At 68.0% G+C, this 26,961-nt stretch carries 9 protein-coding genes; 3 read left to right on the forward strand and 6 right to left on the reverse strand.

Features of this window, described 5'->3' with window-relative positions; translation table 11 throughout:
• Positions 1-122: 122 nt before the first annotated feature.
• The 3 genes from AC1PLR_RS20730 to AC1PLR_RS20740 all read right to left on the reverse strand — a co-directional run bounded on the left by AC1PLR_RS20730 (position 123) and on the right by AC1PLR_RS20740 (position 18,261).
• Positions 123-1,031 (reverse strand): PoNe immunity protein domain-containing protein, encoded by a 909-nt coding sequence (locus tag AC1PLR_RS20730; RefSeq protein ID WP_481102189.1) that lies wholly within the window; start codon positions 1,029-1,031, stop codon positions 123-125.
• Positions 1,031-16,540 (reverse strand): hemagglutinin repeat-containing protein, encoded by a 15,510-nt coding sequence (locus AC1PLR_RS20735; protein WP_481102190.1) that lies wholly within the window; start codon positions 16,538-16,540, stop codon positions 1,031-1,033. Before AC1PLR_RS20735 ends, AC1PLR_RS20730 begins: the two co-directional genes overlap by 1 nt.
• Before the next feature lie 80 nt (positions 16,541-16,620).
• Positions 16,621-18,261: a ShlB/FhaC/HecB family hemolysin secretion/activation protein gene (locus AC1PLR_RS20740; RefSeq protein ID WP_481103653.1), complete on the reverse strand. Its 1,641-nt coding sequence runs from the start codon at positions 18,259-18,261 to the stop codon at positions 16,621-16,623.
• Between the two features lie 344 nt (positions 18,262-18,605).
• Here AC1PLR_RS20740 and AC1PLR_RS20745 point away from each other — a divergent pair, with 344 nt between their 5' ends.
• From AC1PLR_RS20745 to pyrF, 3 genes are all read left to right on the forward strand, one after another.
• The gene (locus tag AC1PLR_RS20745; protein ID WP_481102191.1) at positions 18,606-19,229 is read left to right on the forward strand and encodes a hypothetical protein; all 624 of its coding nucleotides are present in this window, start codon (positions 18,606-18,608) and stop codon (positions 19,227-19,229) included.
• Between the two features lie 95 nt (positions 19,230-19,324).
• Entirely contained in the window at positions 19,325-20,242 is a 918-nt protein-coding gene (locus tag AC1PLR_RS20750; protein WP_481099391.1) for a 5'-nucleotidase, lipoprotein e(P4) family, read from the forward strand.
• Positions 20,239-20,973 (forward strand): orotidine-5'-phosphate decarboxylase, encoded by a 735-nt coding sequence (gene pyrF / locus AC1PLR_RS20755; RefSeq protein WP_481099392.1) that lies wholly within the window; start codon positions 20,239-20,241, stop codon positions 20,971-20,973. Before AC1PLR_RS20750 ends, pyrF begins: the two co-directional genes overlap by 4 nt.
• Positions 20,974-21,151: 178 nt before the next feature.
• Here the strand turns inward: pyrF and AC1PLR_RS20760 are convergent, their stop codons facing one another.
• The 3 genes from AC1PLR_RS20760 to AC1PLR_RS20770 all read right to left on the reverse strand — a co-directional run bounded on the left by AC1PLR_RS20760 (position 21,152) and on the right by AC1PLR_RS20770 (position 26,951).
• Positions 21,152-22,669 carry a tryptophan halogenase family protein gene (locus AC1PLR_RS20760; RefSeq protein WP_481102192.1) on the reverse strand — a complete coding sequence of 506 codons (1,518 nt, stop codon included), beginning with the start codon at positions 22,667-22,669 and terminating at the stop codon, positions 21,152-21,154.
• A 118-nt stretch (positions 22,670-22,787) separates the two neighbouring features.
• Positions 22,788-25,817, reverse strand: a complete 3,030-nt coding sequence (locus AC1PLR_RS20765) for a TonB-dependent receptor (protein WP_481102193.1) — start codon at positions 25,815-25,817, stop codon at positions 22,788-22,790.
• Between the two features lie 90 nt (positions 25,818-25,907).
• Entirely contained in the window at positions 25,908-26,951 is a 1,044-nt protein-coding gene (locus AC1PLR_RS20770) for a LacI family DNA-binding transcriptional regulator (RefSeq protein ID WP_420010283.1), read from the reverse strand.
• Positions 26,952-26,961 lie beyond the last annotated feature (10 nt).

The following is a 26,961-nucleotide window of genomic DNA, read 5'->3' on the forward strand; positions in this document are numbered from 1 at the left end:
CATCGCTCTGTGCCGCGATGTTGCTCGCGGTCAGGGTGACTTCATTGTTGCTTAGATTTAATTTTTAAGGAGCAGCCATTGATATCTATTGGCAGTCAATCAAAGCATGCGCATCGTTTTAATCAACGATTAATTCCTCTCCGAAATAGACGCATAAATGCGCCCTTCAGATCACTTCCCTTGCCATTGAGTTCCATCTTCTCTTTCTCCATTTCCTTATCACCGTATCGTGGGCTGCGTCCATCTTCCAACAGGTCACCAGGATAATGGGAATGATCAAGACAAATACTATCATCTATGTCAAAAACCTTGGCAACAACAGCAGCTTCGATGCACCAGCAACCCATGTAGTAACCGCCATTAATACTCCGGTTTGTATCCACACAAGCATTCCACCACCATGGAGTTCTGTGAGCTTTAGGGAAGCTTGGCGAACCCGCATCCTTAAGGCCAGCCAACCAACCATCCAAATATTGACGCAGAAGAACTGGCTGTAGCTCTCTCGGGGCCTCAGTAACGTCTAGCAAAGAGCGATATGCCTTTGGAAAACAGAGTGAATTTCCAATAGTTCTATCAGGGTCTCTGAAGGAAATTACCCGATCCAACAAAGCGTCCTCCCCTTCATTTCCCATGAGCTTCACTAAGCGACTCCAATCTTCGCCAGTCACATTCAAAGTTATTGCCAACCCAGCCATCCAAAAACAATCACTATAGTGATCAATATTTACAGCCCAGGAGTTTCTTGTTGTTTTTATATTATCACTCCACACATTTTCTCCAAGCTTTTCGGATTCTTCCCAAGCATCAAGAAATGCAGGAAAATAGCCTTTCAATTCACTAACATCGTCACCTCGAGAGTAACGCTGCAGCATCAAAATCTTTATTTTTTTTGCTATTTCGTATATGTATTGCGGCCTGTAATTCAGATCTCCGCCAGGCTGGCGATCAACTTCTCGCATAGAAGCTATGCGACCTTCTCCATAGGAAATGCATTTATCCCAATAGCCAATATTGGCCTTACTATCTCTCATCACTTTCGGTTAACTCCTGGTAACTTGGATTTTGGCTGGGGGATGAATTTACCATTTGCATCCAACAATCCAATCGAAACGCCACCATTTTTGTCTGTGTGCACCAGCCACCTCTCTACACGACCTTTGCGGAGAGAGTCGGCAATATTGTCGGCAACCTCTTGACTACCTACGGCATCAAGTATCCGATCATTTTTAGTAACTGCGCCTGTTAGCCAACCATCACTCCCCTGCATTCCATCAATAGTGTCTTTGAGCTTAGACTCCCCGAATTTATATTCAATGACGACATAATCCACGTCAGGCCGGTTAGTCTTATACAAATCATCGAGACCATTACTTCCCTCGCCCTGAATGCGAGCAAGCTTTTCACCATCAGGCAACAAACTCTTTACCTGATTTTCGCCAAAAATTTCGCCAATGACTCGCTTTTGATCCGTCGTCAACGAACCGAAGTCTAGCAGCGGCTTGCCATCCAGACTATGGCTTCCCCCACTCGACAAGAGTGATTGTTCCGCTTTTCGGTCGACGAATCCGTCCAGGACCTTTCCCGCCAGGGGGACCCACTTTCCTGCAATCAACTGAATTGCTTGACTACCTGCATATCCTGTCAGCGTCCCAAGCGTCGCATCAAACGCGAGTCCACCAACCTCGTTCGCATTCATCGTCGCAAGATTATCAATCTTACGTTCAATAGTTTGATTTGGAAGATCGCTTGTCAGCCAATCCGCGAGATCCTTGGTAATATTTTTGACGCCATTTGCCGCGTCAGACGTCATGCCCCCAACGCCGCGTCCTGTCAGGTAGTCATAAATAGAAGTAGCCATACCTGGCACTTCCTTTGCACGGTCTACTGCCCCGTCCAGCATCGCGGAGAGCTTGCCATCAGGATAGTAACCGCCCAGCACCAGTTGTCCGGCGTTATTTGTGCTTAGCAACTCTGCTCTAAGGCGATCGTACTCTTGAGAGGCCCAAGCTCTCGTATCTGCATCTGCTTTCGCATAGCAATCGCGATCATTTCCACAAGCTTCATCTGCAGCGCGTAGCCGGCTATAGAGTTCACTTTCAATTTCCCTCTTTCCGTCAAACAACTCGCGATCACGATTCTGATCCAGCGTATTCATCGCATCGACAATCTGCTTTCGGCAGTTCTGTACATCGCCGCCCTTGTTGTCACACGCTTTAAGCGCCTTATTCGCCTCTTCAATTTCCGGTTTGGACAGCCAGTTGTTCTCAGCCGCATTTTTGGCGACCGTACTGCCTACCAATGCCTCACCCAGGTTTCCGCCGGTCATCCCGCCCACCAGCGCGCCAACCGCCTGCGACAACGCCACGATGGTCTGCTTTTCTTGCTCCGACAGATCGCTCGGCTTGGTGTCGGCACCGTAGAGCGTCTTGGTGAGGTATTGGGCGGCAGCTTCGCCACCCGCTCCAGCCAGTGCACCGCCTGCGGCGGAACTGCCGTTGGCTTCGGCTAGTACAGCACCCAGCAATGCATGCGACAGCAGTTGCGCTGCCGCATTCGGATCGCTGCCATGGTTGGCATCAAACGCCTGTCCGATCAGTTGCGCCGCATACGGTGCCAGCGCGTTGCTCGCCACCTGCGTGCCGCTCTGACCGGACACGCCACCGACCAGTGCAGTGGTCACTGCCTGCAAGGCACGGTTGTATTCGCCACCCGTGCCCCATTGCTTTTCTTTGGCGTAAGCGTCGCTGTAAGCCGTGCTCTGGCTAAGCAGCACGTTCTGCTGCGCAGTCGGGTCCAGCTTTGCGAATGCCTCTTGCTCATCGCTATTGAGGCCTTTCAGGTAGGCATCGCGCGCCTCGGCAGTCTTCTTCGCCGCACTGGCCGCGATGTCGCCCGCCACCTGGCGGCTGGTCTCCAGGACTGTCCCGGCCGCCGCACCCATCGCCTGCTGCTCGGCCAGCACCTTGCGCACGTCCGGCAGCGTCGCCAGTGCCTCGTTCGCCTTGCTGGCATCGGTGTTGATGCCCGTCTCTGCTGCCGTGGTGCGCTTGCCGCCGATCGTGATGTTGCCTTCGGTCAGCGTGGCGCGCGTGGTCGTGCTGTCGTTGCCGCTCTGGGACATCGGCAGCCCGCCGCCCAGTCCGCCGCTGTTGACTGCGCCATAGTTGCCATTGGCGATGTTGCTGCCGATGTTCTTGGCTTGGTCGCCCGCGCTCACCGCCACTGGGTTGCCGTTGGCATCGGTGGCCGGCTTACCACTGCTGCCAAACCCGCCGGCGAGGCTGCCCGAGCTGGCCGAGTAGTCCATCCGGTTCTGCAGGTCGCTGAAGGTCAGCGACGTGGCAGTCAGCTCGCTGTTGTCCGCATTGGTGCTGGCGATGGCGCCGCCGATCAGATTCACGTTGCCCGCATCGACGTGGTAGCCGCCCTTGCCGGCGAACAGGCCCGACTGTTCGGTCACGCCGGTGGAGTTGCCGATGGCCTTGGCCGTGCTGGCGTAGCCGCTGGCGTCCCAGGCGGTGCCGAAGGACACCTGGATACGGCCGCCGTAGCCGCTCTCCTTCGACTGGATATTCGACGTGTCCTGCAGCGACTCGATGGTCAGGTCGCCACCGGTCTGCACGTCGATGCGATCGGCCTTGGCCACCGCGCCGCGCAGCGTGGTGTCGCCCTTCGAGGTGAGGGAGATGTTCTGCGCGGCCAGCTCCGTGTTCTTCCAGGTGGCGCTGTCGGCGTTGGAGGAATGGCTGCCGACGCTGGCCTGCGCATAGGCATACACGCCGGTCTGCGCACCGACCGAGGCGCCCACGCCCACTTCCAATCCGGCATTGCTGCCCTTGCTCTGTTCCGAGCCAGAGGACTTGCCTGCTTCCAGCACCAGATCGCGTGCCGCGTCCAGGCTCAGGGTGTCGCCGGCCTTCAGGTTGCCCTGCACCACGTGCAGGTCGCCGCTGGTGCTGGTCAGGCTGACGTTGCCGCCGCCGCTGATGGTCGAGCCCTGCGCGGTCTGGCTGCCGGCCTTGTACTTCTCCGTGCTGGTGGCATAACCCACGCCCGCTTCCACGCTGACCAGTGCGCCGCTACCGGCGCCGCCGGCCATGCTGCTGATGGCACTGGCGGTCTGATAGCCGTTGGCCGCTGCCGCCATGCCCTGCATCGCCGACAGCCTGCCGTCGGAGTTGCGCGCCGCATCGACGTTGTTGATCAGGTCGATCAGCGGCGATTTCACCCGCGCGAACGCGCCGATCTTCAGCGTGTCGTCCTGCGAGGACGCGGCGTGGCTGTCGTTGGCGGTGAGCAACTGGATCGACGCGGCGGTCACGTCCACATCCTTGGCCGCGACCACGTTGCTGGCGCTCTGCGTGTAGGTGCCGCCCGCGCTCAGGTTGACGCTACCGCCCAGGCTGCCGACGCTGCTGGCCACCTGCGTCACCGTGGCGTTGTCGTCGCGGTGCTTCTCGGTGTGATAGCCGGAGAAGCGCTCGGTGTCGGAGATGACCACCGTGCCGATGGCCTTGTTGTCCGAGACGTTGGCGTTGCCGGCGGTGTCCTGCCCGCTCTGGATGGTCAGGTCGCCCGCGGCATGCATGGTCACATCGCCCGTTGCCGCGATGTTGCTCGCGGTCAGGGTGATGTCGCCCTTGGTCGTGCTCAGGTTGGCGTTGCCGCCCACCGACAGTTGCGTGCCGGTGATGGTGTCGGTCTGGCCGTTGCCGTTGCCCTTCAGGTTGTAGTTGCCGAACGGCAGGCCCGCCGCATTGTTGAAGCTCCAGCCCTTGCCGCGGCTGTCGTTGCCGCTGGACTCGGTGGTATGCGCCACGCCCAGGTCGATGTTCTGGCTCGCCAGCAACAGCGCGTTGCCCTCGGCCGACAGTTGCGTGCCCTGGCTGGTGATCGAGCCGTCGCTGGCGAGCAGGGTCAGGTTGCCGCCGGCGCTGACTTGGCTCACCCGCGCAGTGCTGGTGCTGTCGTTCTGACCGGCAGTGGAACTGTGCGATCCGGCCTGGATCACCACCGGCGTGAGCGCGGCCGCGGTGCCGGCCGTATCGCCCTCGGCGCGCCGGCTGAGTTTGCCCATGGTCGAGCCGCTGTCGGGCATGTTGCTGGTCGCCGAATCGCGTGCGCTGCGATACGCCGCGGCCGGGTCGTAGGTCACGCCAATGGAGAAGCCGCTGGACTTGCTCGACTGATTGGACTGGTTGTCCACCGTGTCCTGGGCCGCGAGCAGCGCGATGTCCTTGGCCGCCAGGGTCAGATCCTTGCCGGCGGCGACGTCGGAGGCACCGATGGTCAGTTGATCGCCGGCACTGATCAGCAGATTGCCGTCCTTTGCACCGACTGCCGAGGCCACCTGGGTGGTGCTCTCGGTGCTGCTGTCGCTGCTGCTGCGCGACTTGCCGTAGCCGAGGCTGGCCACGCCGCCGGAGAAGCTGGCGCTGAAGCCGGACTTCTTCTGGGCGCTGCTGTGCGCCTCGCTGCTCTGGTCCTGCGCCGAGACGATGGCCACATCATTGCCGGCCACCAGGCGCGCGTCCTGCTGGGCCAGCACGGTCGAGCCGACCACGGCGATGTCGTTGCCTGCCTTGATCTGCACGCTGCCAGCGTCCAGCGACGTGCCCACGGCCAGGCTGTCGTGCCACTCGTCATGCGTGGTGGTGGTCTTGCTGGACAGGAAGCCCTTTTTCTTCTTCTGCATGTCCTGCACGGCGTCGTGCTGCTCCTGCTCGGCGAGCAGGTTGACGTCGTGGCCGGCGGACACCGCCAACGCGCCGGTCTCGGTGAACGCCTTGGCCGCGGTCAGGTTCACATCGTGGCCGGACTGCAGGGCGATGTCGCCGCCGGCGGTGAACTCGCTGCCGTGGACGGTCTCGTCGCGGGTGCTGGTGGTCTGCTTGAAGCGCTTGCGCGTCTCCAGGGTGGTGCTGCTGTCGACCGTGGTGAGCGTGGTGCTGTTGAGGTCGTTGCCGGCGACCACGGCCAGGCCGTTGCCGGCGTCGAGCTTGGCGGCGGTCAGGTTGACGTCGTGGCCGGCGCTGAGCACCAGGTTGCCGCCGGCGGTGAGCGCCTGCTGGTCGATGTCCTGGGTGGTCGTGGTGGTGACGACCCTGGTCTTGCCCTGGCGGGTCTGGTCGGTGACGGTGCGGCTGTCGCCCAGCACCGACGTGACGTTGAGATCGTGCCCGGCCGCGGCGATCAGGTTGCCGCCGGCCTGCACCTGCGCCTGGCGGATGGTGAGGTCGTTGCCGGCGGCCAGTTGCAGGCTGCCGCCGGTGGCGATGCTGGTGCGCACCGTGGCCATGCCGTTGGCGTCGGTGACCGGGGTCAGCGACAGGTCGTGCCCGGCCTGCAACGCGGCGTCGCCGCCGGCGGCGATCGCTACGCCGTGCAGTTGCAGGTCGTTGCCGGCCTGCAGGGACAGGTTGTTGCCGACGGTCAGGCTGGTGCCATCGCCGCCGCGGGTCAGACCGGACTCATCGCGCAGCGCGGTCGGCTGCAGCGTGAGGTTGTTGCCCGCCAGCAGCGCGGCGCTGTTGCCGGCCTGCACGGTGGTGCCGGTGAGGCTGAGGTCGCGGCCGGCCTGCAGCAGCAGGTTGTTGCCGGCAGTGATGCCCGAACGCAGGTCGCCGCCGGCGAGGGCGTCGCGGGTGGTGCTGGTGAGGTCGCGACCGGCACTGAGCAGCACGTCGCGGCCGGCGATCTGGCCGCCGAGGTTGAGCAGGTCCTGATTGGCCTGCAACTGCACGGTGCCGCTGGACACGATGCGGCCTTGGTTGAGCAGGTTGCCGACGTTGGCGCTGACATTGGCGCCGCTGATGGTGCCAGTGTTACTCAGGCCGGCCGTGCCGTTGAGCGAGACGTCGCCGCTATCGCTGGCCAGCAGCGCGCCGTCGCTGCGCAGGGTCAGCGCGGTCTTCGACGACAGGTACACCACCGGCACCAGCACCTTCTGGCCCTGGTACTCCTGTTCCACCATCCACACGATGTCGTGGGTCAGCGCGGCGACCTGGTCGGCGGTCAGCGCCACGCCAACGCTCAGGTGCAGGGTGCCGGCCTCGGCGACGCCGCCGTCGAGCAGCGCGCGGTACTGGGCCACGCCGTCGGCGTAGTTGCCCAGGTAGCGGCGGCCGGTAAGCTGGGTGATCTGGTCCAGCACCAGGCGCTGTTCGTAGAAGCCATCGCCCAAGCGGGTCTGGGTCCACTGCGGATCGACGCCGAGCTTGTCGAGCAGGTAGTCGCTGCTGATGAAATTGTTGTAGTCGACGAAGCGCGGATCGGTCTCGATCAGGTAGCGGCGGCCGGGGGCGCTGTTGCTGGCCTTCACCCCGCCCAGGCCGTTGGCGGCGCGGCCCAGCGTGTTGACGCTGGCGCCGTTGCTGCCGACCAGGCGGTACAGCCCGCCCATCGGCAGCACGATGTTGCCCAGCGGCGCGCCAACGCCGCCCACCACCTGCGGCACCTGGCCGGTGCCCGGATCGATCTGCTGGTACTGGGTCGGCACGCTGCCCGCGGTCAGCACCGCCTGCGCGGTGCCGGCCTGGACCTGGCTACGGCTGCCGCTGCCGGCACCGCCGAGCTGGGCCTGCACGCCACTAGCCTGGACCTGGGAGGCATTGACGCTGCTGCCATCGGCCAGAGTGGCCTGGCCGTCGTCGATGCGGATGGCACCCAGGCTGGCGGTGGCGATGTGGTTGCCGACGTTGGCCTTGGTCGGTGTCGCAGCGGTCTGCGCCTGCACGGCGATACCACCAGCGCCGTCGGCGCTCATCGTGCCGTACCGGTTCAGCGTCCCGCCCTGGGTGGCGTTGAAGGACGCGCCGCCGATGCTGCGGCCGTCGCTGCCGACGGCGCCGTTGCTGATGGAGGCGCCGCTGATGGACACACCCTGGCCGCCGGTCATGTTGGCGGCAAGGGCGATGTAGCTGGAGTCGACCGTCGTCGAGGAAATCGGCTTCTCTTCGGCGTCGTAGTAGCACACCATGCGCTTGCCGTTGGAAGTCTGCGCGCAGTCGTCGACCACGCCTTTGACGACGTACTCCACGTCCGACTGCTTCACCACCTGCTTGAGCGCCAGCGCCTGGTTCGCCACGGACTCGCCGCCCGTGATCATGCCGTCGGCCATGCCGCCGACACCGCGCTGATTGACCATCAGCGCACCTGCAGCGGCGATGGTCGACACGTTGTTGGTCACGCTGCCGGACAGGGCGATATTGCCGCCTGCCACGATGCGACTCTCGGCGCTGGCGGCGAGCAGACTTTCGCGCTCCTCCACCGAATACTCGCGATAGACGCCCGGCTGCTTGCCCTGGTACGGGAAACGCGCCGAGGTATTGGCCGGCATCTTGATGCTGCGCGCTTCGATCAACTCGCTCGGCATCGCCGCATTGGCCGCGGCCTTGTCCGCATCCGACAGCGGGCCGGTCTTGGTATTGAGCACCCGCCGCCGATTGTTGATCTGATTGGCCGCAATCAGGATGCTGCCATCGGCCTCGATGCTGCCGGAGACGTTGTCCAGCGTGCCGGTGCGCGCGGTGAGGGTGCCGTTGCCGTCGCGCGCGGCGCCGATGGCGATGTTGCCGAGGCTGAAGATCTTCGCATCGCGGTTGACCAACTGGTCGCGCACCAGCAGGGTCATGCCGCTGGTGGCGCCGATCAGCGCACTGCCATAGGCGGCGTTGTCGGTGGCCCCGCCCAGGTCGGCGCCGTTGACCAGGGTGCCGGTGTCCACCAGCACGTTGCCGCCGACCAAGCTGCCGGTGTTGGACACCGACCCGGCAGTGACCTGCAGGTTGCCGCTGGCGGAGAGGTCGCCGGCATTGGTGACGCTGCCGCCGGTGTTCAACTGCAGGTTGCCCGAGCGCATGCTGGCGCCGGCCACATTGTTGATGCTGCTGGCATTGATGCCCAGGCTGCGTCCGGCCTGCAGCGCCGAAGCGTTGACGAAGTTGCCGCCCACCGCCAGGCGGAAGTCGCCGTTGCTGGTGATGTCGGCACCGGCGCGATGGGTGTAATCGCTGCGGATGGTCAGGTCGAGCAGGTTCTGGCCGAGGATGCTGCCGCCGCCGTCGAAGCCGGCGGTGTCGATGACCACGTCGCCCGCGCCGCCGGTGCTGCTGCCGGCGCCGATCTGGCCGCCGCTGTTGCTCAGGCTCTGCAGGCTCAGGCGCACCGCCTGTTCGGCCTTGATCTTGCCGCTGCGGTTGTCCAGCGTGGCGCCGCTCCGCTGCAACAGCATGCTGGCGCCGGCGTAGACGCTGCCGCTCTGGTTGTCGAGCGCATTGGTGTTGGCGATCAGGTCGCCGCCGGCCACCAGTTGCCCGCTGCCGTTGGCGATGCTGGCGGCGTCGAGCGCGACGCTGCCGCGCCCGCCCAGGCTGCCGCCGACGTTGCGCAACTCGCCGCCGGTGGTGAGCCGGGTCAGGCCGCCGCCGTTGTTGACGATGCTGCCCTGGCTGTTGTCGATGCGGCCGCCGGACAGCGTCATGGCGTTGCCGCTGTCGAGCTGGCCGCCGCTGTTGAGCAACGCGCCGGTGACGGCGAGGCTGAGGTCGCGGGCGGCGCCGATGCGACCGCTCTGGTGGTTGTCGAGCTGGCCGCGCGCGGTCAACGCTAGGTCGCGCCCGGCCTGCAGGGTGCCGGCGCTGTTGCTCGCGTTCTCCGCGTTCACGGTCAGATCGGTGCTGGCGCCGATCACGCCCGCGTCGTTGTTCAACGTATGCGCCAGATCCACGCGCAGGTCGCCACCCGCACCGCCGCTGCTCAGCGCCTGCATCGTGCCGCCGCGGTTTTCGAGATTGTCGGCGCGCAGCACCAGGCTGCCGCCGGTGGCCTGCACCACGCCGAGACGGTTGTCGAGCGCGCCGCTGCCCAGTTGCACATTCAAGCCGCGTGCGGACACGCTGCCGCCGATGTTGCCCAGGCCGGCCGCGGTGACGCTGGCATCGCCGGCCGCGGCGATGGCGCCGCCCTGGTTGTCGAGCGTGTTGCCGGTGCTGAGCTGCAGCTGGCCCTGGGTCAGGATGCGACCGCCGGCATTGCCGAGGGCGCCGCTGCTGCTGACCGTGAGCGTGCCGCTACCGGCGTGTTCGATGCGCCCTTGCGCGTTGTTGATCGACGCCGCGCCCAGTTGCAGGTCACTGCCGTTGCTGACCAGGCGGCCGCCGCCGTTGTCGAACGCACCGGTGACGGCGATGCGGGTGATCCCGCTGCCGCTCTGCAACAGGCTGCCGCTGCCGTTGCGCAGCGTCGCCGCGCCCAGGTCCAGGCCCGCCGCCTGCAGCGTGCCGCCGACGCCGTTGAGCGCGCTGTTGTCCAGCGCGCCACCGGCGCGCACGGTGAGCAGGCCGCCGGCGAGCAGGTCGGCGCCGCGGTGATCCACGTCGCCGCTGGCGGTCAGCGTGGCGTTGCCGCCGACGCGGACGGTGCTGCCGGCCAGCGCGAGTTGCGCGGCATCGGCGGCGAGGTTGCCGGCGGCGATCAGGCGGCCGCTGGCGCTGAGCGTGCCTTCGGCATGCAGGGTCAGCGCGCCGCTGTTGCCGAGGCTGCCATCGGCGCGCACGCCCGCCGCGGCCACACCGCCGATGGCGACGTTGCCGCCGCTCAGGCGCAGATTGCCGCTGGACAGGGTCTGCCCGACGTTGTCGATGCGTTGGCCCTGCAGCGCGATGTCCGCGCCGCTGACGGTGCCGTGCTGGAGCACGCCAGCGTCGCTGCCGAGCAGGACCTGGTTGGCGTTGAGGGTGCCGGCCACGGTCAGGTCGCCGTGCGATTGCAGTTGCAGCGTAGTCGCGGCGCTGAGGGCGCCGCTCTGGGTCAGCGCGCCCCCGGCCTGTGCGCTGAAGGCGCCGGCCGAGGCCAGGGTGCCGCCGAGATTCAGATCGCCCTGGCTGACCAGGGCCACGTCGCCGGTTTCGCTGCCGAGCTGGCCGCTGCTGGCGACGCTGGCCGCCTGCACGCGCAGGGCGCTGCCGGCGATCAGGTCGCCGCGGTTGTCGACCGCCCCATTGGCGGTCAGCGCCAGGCGCTGCACGCCGTAGCTGCGCCCGGTCTGCTGCAGCGAGCCGACATCCAGTTGCAGGCGCTGGCGCGCACGCAGCGCGCCGGCGTTGCTGAGCAGGCCACTCACGGTGAAGGTGCCGTTGCCCAGGGCGGCGAGCAGGCCGCTGCTGCTGTTGGTGACGCTGGCGGCAGTGACGCTCAGGTCGGTGCCGGCGACGACCTGGGCGGCGTTGTTGAACGCGCCAGTCGCCTGCAGGTCGACGGTGGAGGCGGCCTGCACCAGGCCGCCGAGGGCGAGAGCGCCCGTGCTGGTCATCGCCAGCGTGGTGCCGGCATCGACGGTGCCCTGGCTGTCGATGGCCGCGCCGTTCAACTGCAGCGCGCCGGCGCTGTGCAGCACGCTCTGGCTGCCGCTGCGCAGGGTGCGGCCGGCTTGCAGGGCGGCGTCCTGGCCGGCGCTGAGGCTGCCGTTCACTTGCAGGTCGCGCTGCGCCTGCGCCTGCAGTCCTTGCGCGGTGGCGAGCTGGCCGCCCAGGGTCAGGTCGCGGCCGGCGCGCAGGTCCAGCGCCTGTGCGCTGAGCGTGCCGGTCTGCAGCAGATCGCCCTGCGCCTGCGCGCTGAGTCCGGTGGCGGCGGCAACGGTGCCGCCCAACGTCAGGTCGCCTTGGCTGGTCAGCGCCACCTGGCCGCTCTGGCTGCCGAGCTGGCCGGTGCTGGCGATGCGCGCGGCATCGAGTTGCAGGTCGCGCTTGGCGATCAACTCGCCCTGGCTGTCGATGGCGCCGCTGGCGTGCAGGCTCAGCGTGTCGCCGGCGTAGGCCTGGCCGCTGTGCTGCAGATCGCCGACCTGCAGGGTCATGGCCTGGCCGGACTGCAAGGTGCCGGCGTTGGCGAGGGTGCCGGCGGTGGTCAGGGCCAGCGCACCCTTCGCGGCGAGGCTGCCGCCTTGGGTATTGGCGATGCCGGCGGCGGCGACGCTGAGGTCGCGGCCGGCCAGCACCTGCGCGGCATTGGTCAGCTGGGTGCCCGCGGCGAGCGCGACGTCGCGCCCGGCCTGGGCCACGCCGGCCACGGCCAGGGTGCCATCGCTGCGCAGGGCCAGATCGGTGGCGGCGTCGAGCGTACCGCTGCTGTCGAGGCTGCCGCCTTGCAGGGTGATGGCGCCGGCCGCGCTCTGCAGCACCGCCGCGTTGCCGGTGGCGACGCTGGCGCCTTGCAGTTGCAGATCGCCGGTGGTCAGGGCCTGGCCATCGATGCGCAGCGCGCGTTGCGCCTGCAGCGTGGCGTTGGTCGCGCTCTGCAACCCGCCGGCGACGCCGACATCGCGCCCGCTCAGGGCGATCGCGCGCGCCTTGGCCACGCCGTCCAGGCGCAGGTCGCTCAGCGCGGTGGCGTTCAATGCCTGCGCGGCGATCACGCTGCCGCCCAATTGCAGGTCGCCCTGGCTGGTGAGCGTGACCTGTCCGTTCTGGCTGCCGAGCTGGCCGCTGTTGCTGAGGCTGCCCACGTCCACCAGCAGGTCGCCACCGGCGATCACGTTGCCGCGGTTGTCCATCGCGCCGCTGCTGCGCAGCGTCAGCGCCTGGCCAGTGGACAGCGTGCCGCTGTGCTGCACGCTGCCGGCCTGCAACGTCAGCGTCTGCTCGCCGCGCAGCAGGCCGGCGTTGTCGAGCAAGCCATCGACGTGCAGATCCAGCCCGCGGCCGGCGGCGAGCGTGCCGGCGGCGCGGTTGACCGCGCTGCCCGCCTGCGCCTGCAGATCGCGCCCGGCCACCACGCGGGCGCTGTTGTCGAACGCACCGGCGGCGGTCAGCCGCACGTCGTTGCCACCCTGGGCGATGCCGGCCAGGCGCAGCGCGTCCTGGCTGTGCAGGGTCAGGTCGGTGCCGGCGTCGAGCGCACCCTGGCTGTCGATGCTGCCGCCGTCCACGGCGATGTCCGCCGTGCTCTGCAGCACCGCGGCGCTGCCGGTGCCGACGCTGGCGCCGCGCAACTGCACGCTGCCGCCGGCCAGCGCCTGCCCGTCCAGCTGTAGCGCGCGTTGCGCCTGCGCCTGTAGGGTCGACGCACTTTGCACCGTGCCGGCCATGCTCAGATCGCGCCCCGCCTCCAGCTGCACGGACTGCGCCTTGCTGGTGCCGGCGTGCAGCAGATCGCCCGCCGCCTGCAGGCGCAGCGCGGTGCCGGCGATCTGGGTGCCGGTCAGTTGCAGATCGCTGGCGCTGACGACGCCGAGCTGTCCATCCTGGCTGCCGAGCTGGCTGCTGCTGGCCACGCTGCCGGCGACGATCGCCACATCGTACTTGCCGATCAGGTCGCCGCTGTTGGTCAGTGCGGTGGCTGCCTGCACGGTCAAGGTGTCGCCGGCATAGGTGCGGCCACTCTGCTGCAGGCTGCCCACGGTCAAGGTCGCCGCCTGGCCGGCCTGTACCAGACCGGCGTTGTCGAAGGTGCCCTGCACGCTGGCGTCGAGCGTCGTCTGCGCGAGCCACTGGCCTTGCGCCTGGTTGCTGGCGCTGGCGGCGGTGAGCTGCAACGCGCGCCCGGCGAACACCTTGGCCTGGTTGTCGAGGGTGCCATCGGCCAGCACCGCGACGTCGCGCCCGGCCTGGGCGAGGCCGGCCAGGTGCATGTCGCCCGTGCTGTGCAGGCGCAGATCGGTGCCCGCGTCCAGCGTGCCCTGGCTGTCCAGCGCGGCGGTGTCCACCTGCAGGGCGGTCGCGCTCTGCAGGATGGCGCCGGCGCCCAGCGCGACGCTGGCGGCGTTGACGCCGACCGCGCCGCTCGCACTGGCCTGGCCGTCCACGCGCAGCGCACGTTGCGCCTGCAGTTGCAGAGCGTCGGTGCTCTGCACGGTGCCGGCCACGCCCAGGTCGCCCGCGGCGGCGAGCTGCACGCCGGCCGCACGCAGGCTACCGCGCTGCTGCAGATCGCCGAGCGCCTGCGCGTTCAAGGCGCCGGCGGCCACGACCACGCCGTCGAGTTGCACGTCGCCGCGGCTGTTCAGCACGACCTGGCCGCGCTGGCTGCCGAGCTGGCCGCTGCTGACCAGGCTGCCGGCGTCGATCTGCACATCGCTGCCGCCGACCAGGTCGCCTTGATTGGCGACGGCGCCATCGACGGTCAGCGTCAGCGCCGTGCCGGCATTGGCCGAGCCGGTCTGCGCGAGGCTGCCGGCGCGCAGGCCGAGCGCGCCACCGGCGTACAGATGGCCGTCGTTGGACAGCACGGTCGCGCTGCTCAGGCTGGCATTGCCCAGGGCCGAGAGGCTGGCGCCAGCGGCGTTGCTGAGGCTGCTGGCATTGGCGCTGAGCGCGCCGCCGGCCACGACCTGGGCCTGGTTCTGCAGCGCCCCGGCGCTGCTCAGCGCGAGGTCGCCACGCGACTGCACGGTGCCGGCCAGCGACAGGTCGCCGGCGCTGCGCAGCGCCAGGGTCGTGCCGGCGTCGAGCACGCCGGCCTGGGCGATGCTGGCGCCGTCCAGCGCCAGTGCGCCACCGCTCTGCACCTGCCCGCTCTGCAGCAACGCGCCCTGCGCATGCAGCGTGGCGTTGCCGCCGGCCGCCAGGGTGGCGCTGCTGCGCAACTGGCCATCGGCGCTCAACTGCAGATCGCCATCGGTGCGGACCACACCATCCAGCGTGGCGTCGCCCACCGCCTGCAGTAGCGCGCTGCCTGCGCCCAGGGTGCCCGATTGCAGCAAGGCGCCGCCGGCCTGCGCGGTCAGCGCGCCCTTTGCCGCCACCTGCCCGGCCAGGGCCAGGTCGCCGCGGCTGCGCAGGGCGACATCGCCGCCCTGGCTGCCGAGTTCGCCGCTGCTGTGCAGTTGCGCCGCGTCCACGCTCAGCGCCGCGCCGGCCACCAGGCTGCCGCTGTTGTCCAGCGCCGCCGTGCTGGCGAGCGTGGCGTTGCGCCCGGCGTAGCTGCCGCCGGTGTTGCCGACGCTGGCCGCGTCGATGCGCAAGTCGCGTCCGGCATACAGGGTGCCGGCGTTGTCGAGCGCGCCCGGCGTCGCCAGCGCGACGTCGCCACCGGCCGAGACCACCGCACCGGCCGCATTGCCGATCGCCGCCGCGCCCAGGTCCAGGCGCCCGCCGGCGCTGAGCTGGCCGAGCGTGTCCAGGCGTCCGCCGGCCTGCACGCTGGCGTCCTGCCAGGACTGCGCGAGGCCGGACAGGCGCATGTCGGCGTCGCTGCGCAGGCGCAGGCCCGCGCCGGCGTCGAGTACGCCGGCGGCGTCGATCCGCGCCGCCTGCACCGCCAGGCTGCCCGCGCTCTGCACGGTGCCGCCTTGCTGCAGCCAGGCCGCTCCGGCCTGCAGCTGCGCTGCGCCACCGGCGTAGGCGCTGCCGCTGCTGCGCAACTCGCCGCTGGCGCTCAGCGCCAGATCGCCGCCGCTGTAGAGGCTGCCGCCAGCATCCAGCTCCGAACCGAACAGGGTGATGGCGCCGGCGCTGCTGCGCCCGCTGTGCGCCAGCGCGCCGCTGGCGGCGGCGTCGAGCAGGCCGTGGGCGATGGTGTCGCCGCTCAGCGCCAGTTGCGCGGCGCGCAGGCGCACGCCGGCCTGCTGCGAGCCGAGCACGCCCTGCTGGCTCAGCGCGCCGGCCGCGCGCAGGTCGACGTCGTCGCGGGCCACCGCGGTGCCGGCCAGGCTGAGCTGGCCGGCGCTGTCGATCTGCAGGCTGCCGCTCTGCGCGGACAGGGTGCCGCGGCTGACCACGCCCACCCCGGCCTCGGTGGCGATCAGGCGGATGCGGTCGGCATACATGCCGCCCAGATAGGCCACGTCGATGCCGATCGCCGGCGGTGCGCCGTCGCTGCCGGGCAGCACGTCCAGCAACATGCCGTCGTAGCCGATGCGCTGCGCACCGGCGCTGGCCAGCAGGTCCTTGGCCCACACCGAGCCGTTCACGCTCAACTGCCGCGACAGCAGGTCCAGGCGGTCGACGTTGTAGGCATCCAGGCCGTTGATGCCGACGCTCAGCGCGCCGCCGGTGATGGAGAAGCCGTTCAAGGCGCCATCGGCGCCGAGCAGTGGGGTGCCGGTGGCGAGGGTGACGCGCGAGGTGTTGAGGAAGCCGCAGCCGTCGCAGACGATGCCGTTGGGGTTGGCGATCACCAGTTGCGCCTTGGCCCCGGCGATTTCGGTGTAGCCCTGCAGGCGGCTGGTGGTGGAGGTGACTTCGTTGAGGATCAGCGTGGCCGCGCCGCTGTTCTTCAGGTTGTCGTTGCCGGCGATGTAGCCGCCCAGCTCGGTCTTGGAGATCTGCGCGCTGTTGTTGAGGATCAGGCCATTGCTGCCGACGTCGAAGCGCGAATAGCGGTTGTGCGAGACGCCGCGCGCGTTGGGGGCAACGATGTCGACCACCGGCACGCCGTTGGCAGCGGCCTGCTGGCCGGGCTGGCGCCCGTCCGGATTGGCGACCGGCGCGACCTGCGCGTAGAGCGGCAGCGAGGTCCAGGTGACGGTGCAGCACAACAGCGCGGCGAGGCCGCGCTTGAGCGGCTCGAGCAGGCGGTGGCGGCGGTCGTCGGTACGGTCCATGTGCATCGTCGTCTCTCTCGTGCCGCGCACCGCGGCAAAACCCATCGCGTTGCCTGCCGCCGGCCGGCGGCAGGGACGTGTCAGAACTGGTAGATCAGGCGCACGCCGTAGGCCGGCTGCGCGCTGTGGAAGTCGCGCGGCGCGTGCAGGTCCCAGCCGGCGAAGCCATCCCAACTGAGCCCGCCGTGCGCGCCGCGCACGCCGACGAAGCCGCCGACCAGGCTGCGCCCGGCCAGGCCGGCGGCGCTGGGCCCGGCGATGCGGCCGGCATCCACGCCCAGGTACGGGGTGATGCCCAGGCGCTGCACCGGCAGGTTGAGGCTGTTGCGCCAGTACGCGCCGCGCTCGGCACCGAGGGTGCGTTCGCCGTCGAAGCCGCGCACGCTGTAGCGCCCACCCAGGGTGATGAATTCCGAACCCAGCAGCAGGTGCGGCGAGGTCTGCGCATGCAGGCTGCTGTCCCAGCTCATCGCCACCGGGCCCAGCGCGAACGGCAGACCGGCGCTGACATCCAGGGTGGTGACGCCGTAGCGGTAGCCGGGGAAGCCCACCGCCGGGTCGTAGCCGGTCCACTGCCCGTCGAACCACGGCGTGCCGCGGCGATGGCCCAGGCGCGTGTCCAGCTGCAGCTTGCCCAAGTAATGGCGATGGCTGAGATAGAGCTCGGCGCTGGTGGTGTGGCGGCGCTGGATGCCGATCTCCACGCCGTCCAGGTAGCTGCGCGCCGCGCGCTTGGCCACCACCATGCCCAGCGTGGTCTTGCTGGTGCCGGCGCGGTGGATCACCCGCTGCAGATCCAGTTGCGCGCTGTCGGAGCTGCCGCTGGACTGGAAACTCTGGCGGAAACCCTCCACCTGCTGGTGGTAGCGGTACGACGACAGCGACAGCGAGAAGGTCCACCAGCCCCAGGGCACGCTGTAGGACAGGCTGTTGCCGCGGGTGCCGCGCGCGGCGCCATCGTCCACCAGGTCGTGGTTGTAGCCGATCGAAAGCAGGTCGTTGATGCCCAGCGGCGCATCCAGGGCGAAATCGACGCCGCCCTGGTAGCGGCCGGTCGCCTGCACGCCCGAATCGTCGGCGTTGAACACCGCGCGCCAGCGCTTGCTGCGCTGCACGGTGATCAGCAGGTCCGACTCGCCCGGCTGCTCGCCCGGCGCGATATCGATCTTGGCGTCCTGCGACGGCACCCGCTTGAACTGCTCCACGCCCTGCTCGATCGCGCGCAGGTCGAGCACGTCGCCCGGCCGCAGCGGCAGCGCGCCGCGCCAGAACACACGGCCGTCCGCCGACTGCACGCGCACCTGGCGCAGGCGCCCGGGCAGCAGTTCGAAGCGCAGCTCACCGCGGGACAGGTCCTGCGCCGGAACGCCGATGCGAGTGGTGACGAAGCCGCGCTCGACCAGTTGGTCCAGCGCACGGCGGCGGATCAGGTCGATGCCGGCGGTGCCGATGCAGCGGCCCTCGTAGCGACGCAGCGACTGCCACAGCCAGGAAAAACGCGCCGCATCCAAGCCGCCGCCGTTGAGGCGGACGCGCTGGATCGGGAAGCACAGGGCTTCGGTCGGCAGGCTGGTGCTGCGCATGTCCGCCGGCGCTTCGGCCTGCCGCTGACCCACGAACGGCGCCTGCCGATCCTGCTCCTGCTGCCGCTGCACCTGCTCGGCCTGGCGCAGCTGTTCCTGGCGGTCGAGCGTGCTCGGCGGTTCCTGCGCCTGCGCCATGGGCACGCCGGCAAGCAGGCACGCAGCCAGCACAATGCGAGAAACTCCTTTTCTCCAGCGATCCACTGCAACGTCCCCTGTGACGCTTCCGGCGTTTGCCTGCAGGTGCAGGCGCGATCGCGCTGCAGCGCACCAGGCGCCGCGTCGCGCGGTTTTCCGTACTGCGAAGTGTGGTGCAAACCACAGCGCAGCGGCATCCGGAGGCTCCCGACATGCTGTCGGGAAATTCCCTGCAAAACAGACACTTGCGTGAATCACGTCACTTTCACAAAGGATGTACGTCACAACTGGTGCGCGAGCCGCGGTGGCTGCCACACTCATGGCTCACACCGCGAAGGCCCCGCATGCTGCCGCTCACCCTCCTGCTGGCCCTGGCCGCGCCCGCTGCGCCCAGCGCCGTGCCAATCCACACCGCCGCGCCCCCGACGCCGACGGACTGCGGCGCGGCATCGGCCACGCTGGCCGAGACCGAGGTCTGCGATCCACGCCGCGGCGTCCTGCATCTGGCCTATCGCGCCGGCCGCGTCGTGCTGCAGGTGCCGGGGCGCGCACCGACCGTGCTGGAAACCATCCCGCGCGCCTACGCACCGGAACTGATCGGCAGCGCGCGCGCCATCCGCCTGCTGCCGACCCGGCTGCAGCCGTATCTGGCGCGCGACCGCCTGCTGTACCTGTCGGTGCGCCGTTCCTCGCCCGGGGACGGACATGGCTATTGCGGCGCCGGTGCGGAGATGGCGCTGACCGTGGTCGATCTGCACGGGGCGCCGTCGATCCTGGCCCGGGTGCCGGTGTCCAGTTGCCTGGACAACATCGATCTGGACGCGCCCGACCTCGACGACCTGACGCCCTACGCCGTGCGTGATGGCCGCCTGCGCATCCGCTTCAGCACCTATGCCGGCCACGACAGCGCTAACCCTGTCGAGGCGGTGCTCGCCCCGGATCTGCGTGCGCTGACGTTCGCGCCCTGAGCGCGGCGGCCTGCCTGCGCCGCTGCGCGCTGCGCCGCGCCGGTCATCGCAACCGGCTAAAATCCGTGGTTCATTTGCCCAGGTTCCCACGCCCGATGACGCCGATCGCCCGCACCGCACTGGCCTGCGCCGTGCTCGCCCTGTCTGCCTGCAAGCCGCAGGCGCAGGTCGCCGACCCCGCCGCCAAGCCGGCGGCTACCGCCACTGCCGCGTCGACCGCGTCCGCTGCCGCCCCGGGCGCGGCCGACGACAACCTCAATGCGGTGCTGTGGATGCAGCGCTCGGCCGAGTACCAGGCCCTGACCGAGCAGACCTATCGCGCCGCCGCCGACCGCCTGGATGCGGCGCTGAAGGAGCCGAACTGGGATGCGCTGGTGCCGGAGGAACGCGGCAACGCCGCCACCGGGCTGAAGCCGGCGGTGGTGATGGACGTGGACGAAACCGTGCTGGACAACTCGCCCTACCAGGCGCGGCTGATCCGCAACGGCAAGGAATACGACGAGGTCACCTGGGACCAGTGGGTGGCCGAGAAGAAGGCCAAGCCGATCCCCGGCGTGGTCGATTTCGCCAAGGCCGCCACCGCCAAGGGCATCACCGTGCTGTACGTGACCAACCGCGCCGTGCACCTGACCGACGCGACCCTGGCCAACCTGCGCAGCGCCGGCCTGCCGGTGGCCGACAACAGCGTGCTGCTGGGCCTGGGCACGGTGGTCAAGGATTGCGAGCAGAACGGCTCGGAGAAGAACTGCCGGCGCAAGCTGGTCGGCCAGCAGTACCGCGTGCTGATGCAGTTCGGCGACCAACTCGGCGACTTTGCGCAGGTGGTGGCCAACACCCCGGAAGGCCGCGCGCAGTTGCTGCAGCAGTACCACGACTGGTTCGGCGAGCGCTGGTGGATGCTGCCCAACCCCAGCTACGGCTCCTGGGAACCGGCGCTGTTCAACAACGACTTCACCCAGTCGCGCGCCGCCCGCCACCAGGCCAAGGTGCAGGCGCTGGAGCTGGCGCAGTGAGCCGCGCGCCGCTGGCGCTGGCGCCGCACGAGCGCCTGATCTTCGCCCTCGACGTGCCCGGGCGCAGCGAGGCGCTGGAGTGGATCGAGCGGCTCGGCGATGCGGTGGCGTTCTACAAGATCGGCATGGAACTGCTGGCTTCCGGCGAGTACTTCGACGTGCTGGACACGCTGGCCGGGCGCGGCAAGCGCGTGTTCGTGGACCTGAAGTTCTTCGACATCCCGGCCACGGTGGGCGGGGTGATCCGGCGGCTGTCGCAGTGGCCGGTGGACTACTGCACCATCCACGGCTGGCACCCGGCGATGATGCAGGCCGCGGCCGAGGCCAACGGCAGCGACATGCGCCTGCTGGCGGTGACCGTGCTGACCTCGATGGGCCGCGCCGACCTGGCGTCGATGGGCATCGACCGCGCGCCGGAAGACGTGGTGGTGGAGCGCGCGCTGGCCGCGCAGGCGGCCGGCATCGACGGCGTGATCGCCTCCGGCCAGGAAGCGGCGCCGATCCGCCGCGCCACCGGCGCCGGCTTCTCCATCGTCTGCCCGGGCATCCGTCCGGGCGGCCCGGTCGGCGACGACCAGCAGCGCACCGTGGGCGTGGCCCAGGCCTTCGCCGACGGCGCCGATGCGATCGTGGTCGGCCGGCCGATCCGCCGGGCCGCCGATCCGCGTGCGGCGGCCGAGGCGATCCAGCAGGAGATCGCGGCGACACTGGCTGGCCACCCCGGTCATTGATTTTAAATCAATTACTTAGAAGATAAATTCTAAAGTGTTGCTTTAACTTCGGCGTGCCGGTAGCATGCCCAGCGTCCGGCTCTGCCGGAGATGTGCCATACCGTTCTCCGGCTTCGGTCGGATTTGAAGAGGCCCGCGCCTGGTGCGCGTGGCCTCTTTTTTTGTGCCCGCGTCGCGCTCAGGCGGGCCGGGCCGCGCAGTAGCGGTCGATGAAGGCCTGGTGCGGCGGCATCGCGTCGGCGCAATGGCCGATGGTCTGCTCGACGCTGGCCATGAAGCGCTCCAGATCGGCCTGCGGCACCTGGTCCACCAGCGGGTGGTAGGCGCGCGGCAAGATGCCCTGCCCCACCATCACCTGCACCCAGCTGATCTCGGCGAACATCTCATCGCCGTTGCGGTAGAAGCGGCCGCTGTCGCGGAACAAGTCCAGGGTCTCCTGCAGTTCCGGGGTGATCGGCATGCTGCGGCAGTGCCGCCAGAACGCGCTGTCGTCGCGCTCGGTGGCGTGGTAGTGCAGCAGCAGGAAATCGCGGATGCGGTCGAATTCGAACGCGATACGGTCGTTGTAACGCCGCACCAGCACCGGGCTGATGCCCTCGCGCGGGAACAGCTCCAGCAGCTTGGAGATGCCGGACTGGACCAGGTGGATGCTGGTCGACTCCAGCGGCTCCATGAAGCCGCTGGCCAGGCCTAGCGCGATCACGTTGCGGTTCCACACCTGCTTGCGGCGGCCGGTGACGAAGCGCAGCGGGCGCGGGTCGGCCAGGGCCGGGCCGTCGAGGTTGGCTAGCAGCGTGGCGGCGGCCTCGTCGTCGCTGATGTGCGCGCTGCAGTACACGTAGCCGTTGCCGGTGCGGTGCTGCAGCGGAATACGCCACTGCCAGCCGGCCGCGCGCGCGATGGCGCGGGTGTACGGCGTGGGCGGGCCGACCTTGGCGCAGGGCACCGCCAGCGCGCGATCGCACGGCAGCCAGTGGCTGAAATCGTGGTAGCCGGTGTGCAGCGCCTGCTCGATCAGCAGACCGCGGAAGCCGGAGCAATCGATGAACAGGTCGCCGGCGATCGCCTCGCCCGAGGCCAGGCGCACCGCGCGCACGTCGCCGGACTCGGGATGCAATTGCACCTCCTCGACAATGCCCTCGCGCCGGGTCACCCCGCGCTGCTCGGCGTAGCGGCGCAGGAAGCCCGCGTACAACGCCGCATCGAAGTGGTAGGCGTAGGCGATGTTGGCCAGCGGCGAGTTCGGCGGCACATCCGTGGCCGATGTCATGAAGCGGTCGCGCTTGGCGGCGACGGTGTTGAGCGTATAGGCGCCCAGCGGCTTCGCCTTGCCGGCCAGCGCCTGCTTGAACCAGTACTGCTGGAACGGCAGCAGCCCGAGCGGATGCCCGATCTCGGTGCCGAAGCCGTGCACGTAGGAGGTGCCCGGGCGCTGCCAGTCGGCGAACTCGATGCCGAGCTTGAAGCTGCCCTGGGTGTGGCGCACGAACTCGGCCTCGTTGATGCCGAGCAGGTTGTTGAAGGCCTTGATGTGCGGCACGGTGGCCTCGCCGACGCCGACGATGCCGATCTGCTCGGACTCGATCAAGGTGATGCGGTAGTCGGGGCCCAGCACACGCGCCAGCGCGGCAGCGGCCATCCAGCCGGCGGTGCCGCCGCCGACGATGACCAGGTTGCGGAGAGGAGCGGCGATCATGCGTGCATGGTCCTGTACCGAAGAAAGGGGCGACCGCAAACGCGGACGGGGCCACGCGGCCCCGTCCGTTGAAACCCCACGCGCGCCGGTCGGGCACGCGCGTGGGTGATGCGGTGGATCAGAACTTGGCGCCGATCTCGAAGGTCACGGTGCGCGGGAAGTACATGATTTCGCCGGTCTTGTTGATGGTGATGTTCGGATCGAAGCGACCATCGGAGCCGAAATCGTTGTACGAGTACGACGAGTAGTTCTTGAAGTTGAAGGCATTGAGCAGGTTGATGCGCGCCGACAGCTTGAAATCGTTGTACACGGTGAAGTCCTTGGTCGCCTGGAAGTCGACCGTGCGGTAGCCCCATATCTTGCCGCCAACCAGGAACTTGCCGCTGCCCGGCGGCACCGCCGCCACCTGCTGGCAGGTCGCGCCGTCGGGATCGGTGTGGCCGTAGCAGGCGATGGTATTGATCGGTTCCGGGGTTGCCAGCACCACCTTGGCGCCGAAGGTCAGGCCCCACGGACCATCGATCGAGCCGGACGCGACGAAGCGGTGCGCCGCCACCGCATCGGACTTCACGAACGGATAGTCGTGGATGGTCGCCTTGTCGAACGCGTACGGCTCGTCGATGTTGCGGTTCTGACGCGCGCTGGTGTGGGTATAGGACAGGGTCAGGCCCCAGCCCGATTCCTTGGTGTACGGCTTGTCGGCCGACAGCAACACCTGGCTGCTGCGCTGCTCGAGGCCGTTCATGCCCAGGATCGTGTTCTGGTAGCCCGGCACCGGCTGGCCCCACGGCGCGCTGCCGTTCTGGAAGTAGGAACCATCCGGATAGCGGTTGATCAGCGACATCGCGAAACCGTCGTAGCTGAGGATGCGCTGGAAGGTTACGTCGGTCTGCCAGTCGCCGACCTGGTTGGTGATGCCGATGCTGTACTGGTCGCTGTACGGGGTCTTCAGGTGGTTGTTGAACATGAACAGCTCGGCGCTGCCGCTGACACCGGGGATGGTGTTCAGCTGATCCACGCCATTGAGGTAGCGCGGATCCCACGCGGTGCAGACGCGGTCGCTGCGGTAACACTGGCCGGTGGCCGGATTCTGGAAGTACACCGCGACCGGCGACAGCGCCGCCTTGCTGGTTTCCAGCGCCAGCTGTTCGAACAGGTTGCGATCGTAGGAGCGGCCGGCACCACCGTGCAGCACCGCGCTCTCGTCGCCGAAGAAGTCGTAGGAGAAGCCCAGACGCGGCGCCCAGCCATCCTTGAAGTTCTTGCGGTTGCGACCGGTGCTGATGTAGTCGGCAGCATTGATGCCGCTAGGCAACAGGCGGTTGGCCCAGGGCTGACCCGGATTGGCCGGATCGTCGGAGTACAGCGCGTTGACGAAGGCCTGCGAGGTGACGAAGTCGGTGTAGGCCGGGCTGTCTTCGTAGTCCCAACGCACGCCGACGTTGATCATCAGCTTGTCGGTCGCCGCCCAGTCGTCCTGGATATAGACGCCGTATTGCTTGGACGGCGACTCCACGGTGGCCTTCTGGCCGGGGGTGTTATACGGCGCAACATAGTCCACGCGGTACGGCGTGGCGGCGACGCCGCTGCTGTCGACCGAATAGCTGAACTGCGGGTTGAGCGCCGCCGCATCCTGCGAGGTCAGCTTGATGTCCTTGTAGCTGACGCCCATCTTGATGGTGTGCTCGCCATGCCACTGGAAGCTGGTGAAGGTCAGGTCGTTCTGCAGGAACCACCCCTTCTGGCTCTTGCGCTGCACGTTGCCACCACCGGCGGAGCCGGTTTCCAGGAAGGTGTACTCGTCCACGTCGGTGGACCCGGCGCGTGGGGCCAGATACTTGTAGACGATGCCGTTGCCGATGCTCTTCGGATACGGATTGTTCTCGGAGTCCTCGGTACCGACGATCAACTCATTGAACCAGTTGTCGGCGCTGTGCTGCCAACGGATGTTGGCACGCTTGTCCTTGTTGATCTTGTTGATGCCGTGATCCGGCGCACTGGTGCCACCAATGTTGCCGGCCTGGGTCTCGTCGCGGTACTGGCCGCTCAGTTCGATGCGGTCGCGGTCGGTGGGTTCGAAATCGATCTTGCCGAAGTACAGGTCCTCGGTGAACGGCATGTTGGCCGCACCGAACTGGCTCGACAGGTTGGACGGCAGCAGGCCGACGTACGGCTGTGCGGTGTTGTCCGCCTGCACGCTCTTGGGCGCGACGTTCTCCTTGCCCTCGTAGGCGACGAAGAAGTGCATGCGATCCTGGATGATCGGGCCACCGAGAGCGAAGCCATATTCCTTCACCTGCGAATCGATCTTGCCGTTCGCTTCGTCCGGGCGCTTGTCGCGCAGATCCTGATCCGTATAACGGAAGAAAGCCTCGCCGTGGAACTCGTTGGTACCGGACTTGGTGGCCGCGGTGATCGCTGCGCCGCTGATCTGGCCGTACTCCGCCTTGTAGTTGGAGGTGATGACCTTGTACTCGCCGATCGCCAGCTGCGGGAACGGATTGCCCTGAGTATCGCTCTGGCCGGCGATGCCGCCGCCCTTGACGTAGCTCTTCTGGCCGACGCCATCGATGTACAGGTTGCCGGCGCTTGCGTTGGACGCACCGCCGCGCAGCTTGGTGTTTCCGTTGCCATCGACCTGGAACACCATGCCCGGCACGGTGTCGGCGAACTCCAGGAAGTTGCGGGTCGCCTGCGGCAGCTGCTGGATCTGGTGCAACGACACCACGTTGCCCACTTCCGAGGTCTTGACGTCCTTCAGCAAGGGCGCGCTGACGGTGACGGTGTCCAGGGTGGTCGCGTTGCCGCCGGCGGCCGTGGTCCCGGCATCGAGATCGACGGTGGACGAGGACGCCACCTGCAGGGTCACGGTCTTGGTGACGCCGTTGGCCTCGACCTTGTAGGTGCCCGGCGGCAGACCGACCACGGTGTAGTTGCCGTTGGCGGCGACCGGCGCGCGGCGCACCGAGCCGGTGGCGATGTTGGTGACGGTGACCTCGGTGCCGGCCTGGGCGGCGGCGACCTGGCCGCGCAGGGTCGCGCTGCTGGACTGGGCCATCGCCGGCATCGTGGCGAACAGGCAGGTGGCCAGCGCGCAGCACAGCAGGCTGCGTGCGGGTAGGTTGGAGGCGGAACGCGATTTCTTCATGACAAAAGCCCTCCCAGGGCGGTAAACGGGATCGTTGTTGTGTTCTTCTAGGTGCTGCAAAAAACGACATCGGTGTTGCATGCGTCGGTGTCAGTCCATGGCGGTCCCTCGCTGGGCACTGGAAGCACGAACGATGAGTTGTGGAGCGATCGCATTGGCCGACGCCGCCGACACCGCCGCAGCCGCATGCGGCTCCAGCGCCGCCAGCAGCAACTGCATGGCGCGGGCGCCGAAACCGGCGATGTCCACGCGCATGGTGGTCAGGGCCGGATGCACGTAACGTGCCATCGGCACGTCGTCGAAGCCGGCCAGGGCGATGTCCTCGGGCACGCGCAGCCCGGCATGGGTGAAGGCGAACAGGCAGCCCAGCGCCATCATGTCGTTGGCGGCGAACACCACGTCCGGGCGCTGGCCCTGCAGCAGGGCTTCGCCAGCGCGGTAGCCGGAGGCCTCGTCGAAGGCGCCGGGCAGCACCAGCGGCGCCACCTGCGGGCAGCGCTCGCGCAGTTCGTCGCGGTAGCCGCGCAGGCGCTCGCGCGCGTCGAAGTTGTCGTCCGGCCCGGCGATGAAGGCGATGCGGCGATGGCCCACGTCCAGCAGGTGGCGGGTCATGGCGCGCGCGCCGCCGTAGTTGTCGACGTTGAGCACCTGCGCCTCGCCGATGCGCTCGGCGCAGTTCATCAGCACCGCCGGCAGCGTGCCGGGCAGCATGTCGGCCGGGTCCTCGGCATCGCTGGCCAGGGACGGCGACATGATCAGCAAGCCGTCCACGCGCCCGGGCATGCGCCGCACCGCCAGCCGCTGCTGTTCCGGTTCGCCGTGGTAGCTGGACACCAGCAGGTGCAGGCCGCGCTCGCGCGCCACCGTGTCGATGCCGCGGATCAATTCGGAGAAGAACTCGCCGTGCAGATCCGGCAGCACCACGCCGATGGTGTGGGTGCGGCGGCTGCTCAGGCTGCGCGCAGCGTGGTGCGGCACGTAGTGCAGGGTGCGCGCGGCTTCCAGCACGCGCGCGCGCACCGATTCGGCCACGTGCTGGTGACCGTTCATGGTGCGCGACACGGTCGCCACCGACACGTTGGCCAGGCGCGCCACGTCCTTGATGGTGATGTTGGCGCGCTGGTCCGGCGCCATGACGGGGGGC

The sequence above is a fragment of the Xanthomonas sp. NCPPB 3570 genome (assembly GCF_056725115.1).

What these genes read in the sequence shown, in the direction of transcription:
- AC1PLR_RS20730 (WP_481102189.1), bottom strand. Translation starts at nt 1,031, where the DNA reads ATGAGAGATAGTAAGGCCAATATTGGCTATTGGGATAAATGCATTTCC.
- AC1PLR_RS20735 (WP_481102190.1), bottom strand. Translation starts at nt 16,540, where the DNA reads ATGGACCGTACCGACGACCGCCGCCACCGCCTGCTCGAGCCGCTCAAG.
- AC1PLR_RS20740 (WP_481103653.1), bottom strand. Translation starts at nt 18,261, where the DNA reads ATGGCGCAGGCGCAGGAACCGCCGAGCACGCTCGACCGCCAGGAACAG.
- AC1PLR_RS20745 (WP_481102191.1), top strand. Translation starts at nt 18,606, where the DNA reads ATGCTGCCGCTCACCCTCCTGCTGGCCCTGGCCGCGCCCGCTGCGCCC.
- AC1PLR_RS20750 (WP_481099391.1), top strand. Translation starts at nt 19,325, where the DNA reads ATGACGCCGATCGCCCGCACCGCACTGGCCTGCGCCGTGCTCGCCCTG.
- AC1PLR_RS20760 (WP_481102192.1), bottom strand. Translation starts at nt 22,669, where the DNA reads ATGATCGCCGCTCCTCTCCGCAACCTGGTCATCGTCGGCGGCGGCACC.
- AC1PLR_RS20765 (WP_481102193.1), bottom strand. Translation starts at nt 25,817, where the DNA reads ATGAAGAAATCGCGTTCCGCCTCCAACCTACCCGCACGCAGCCTGCTG.
- AC1PLR_RS20770 (WP_420010283.1), bottom strand. Translation starts at nt 26,951, where the DNA reads ATGGCGCCGGACCAGCGCGCCAACATCACCATCAAGGACGTGGCGCGC.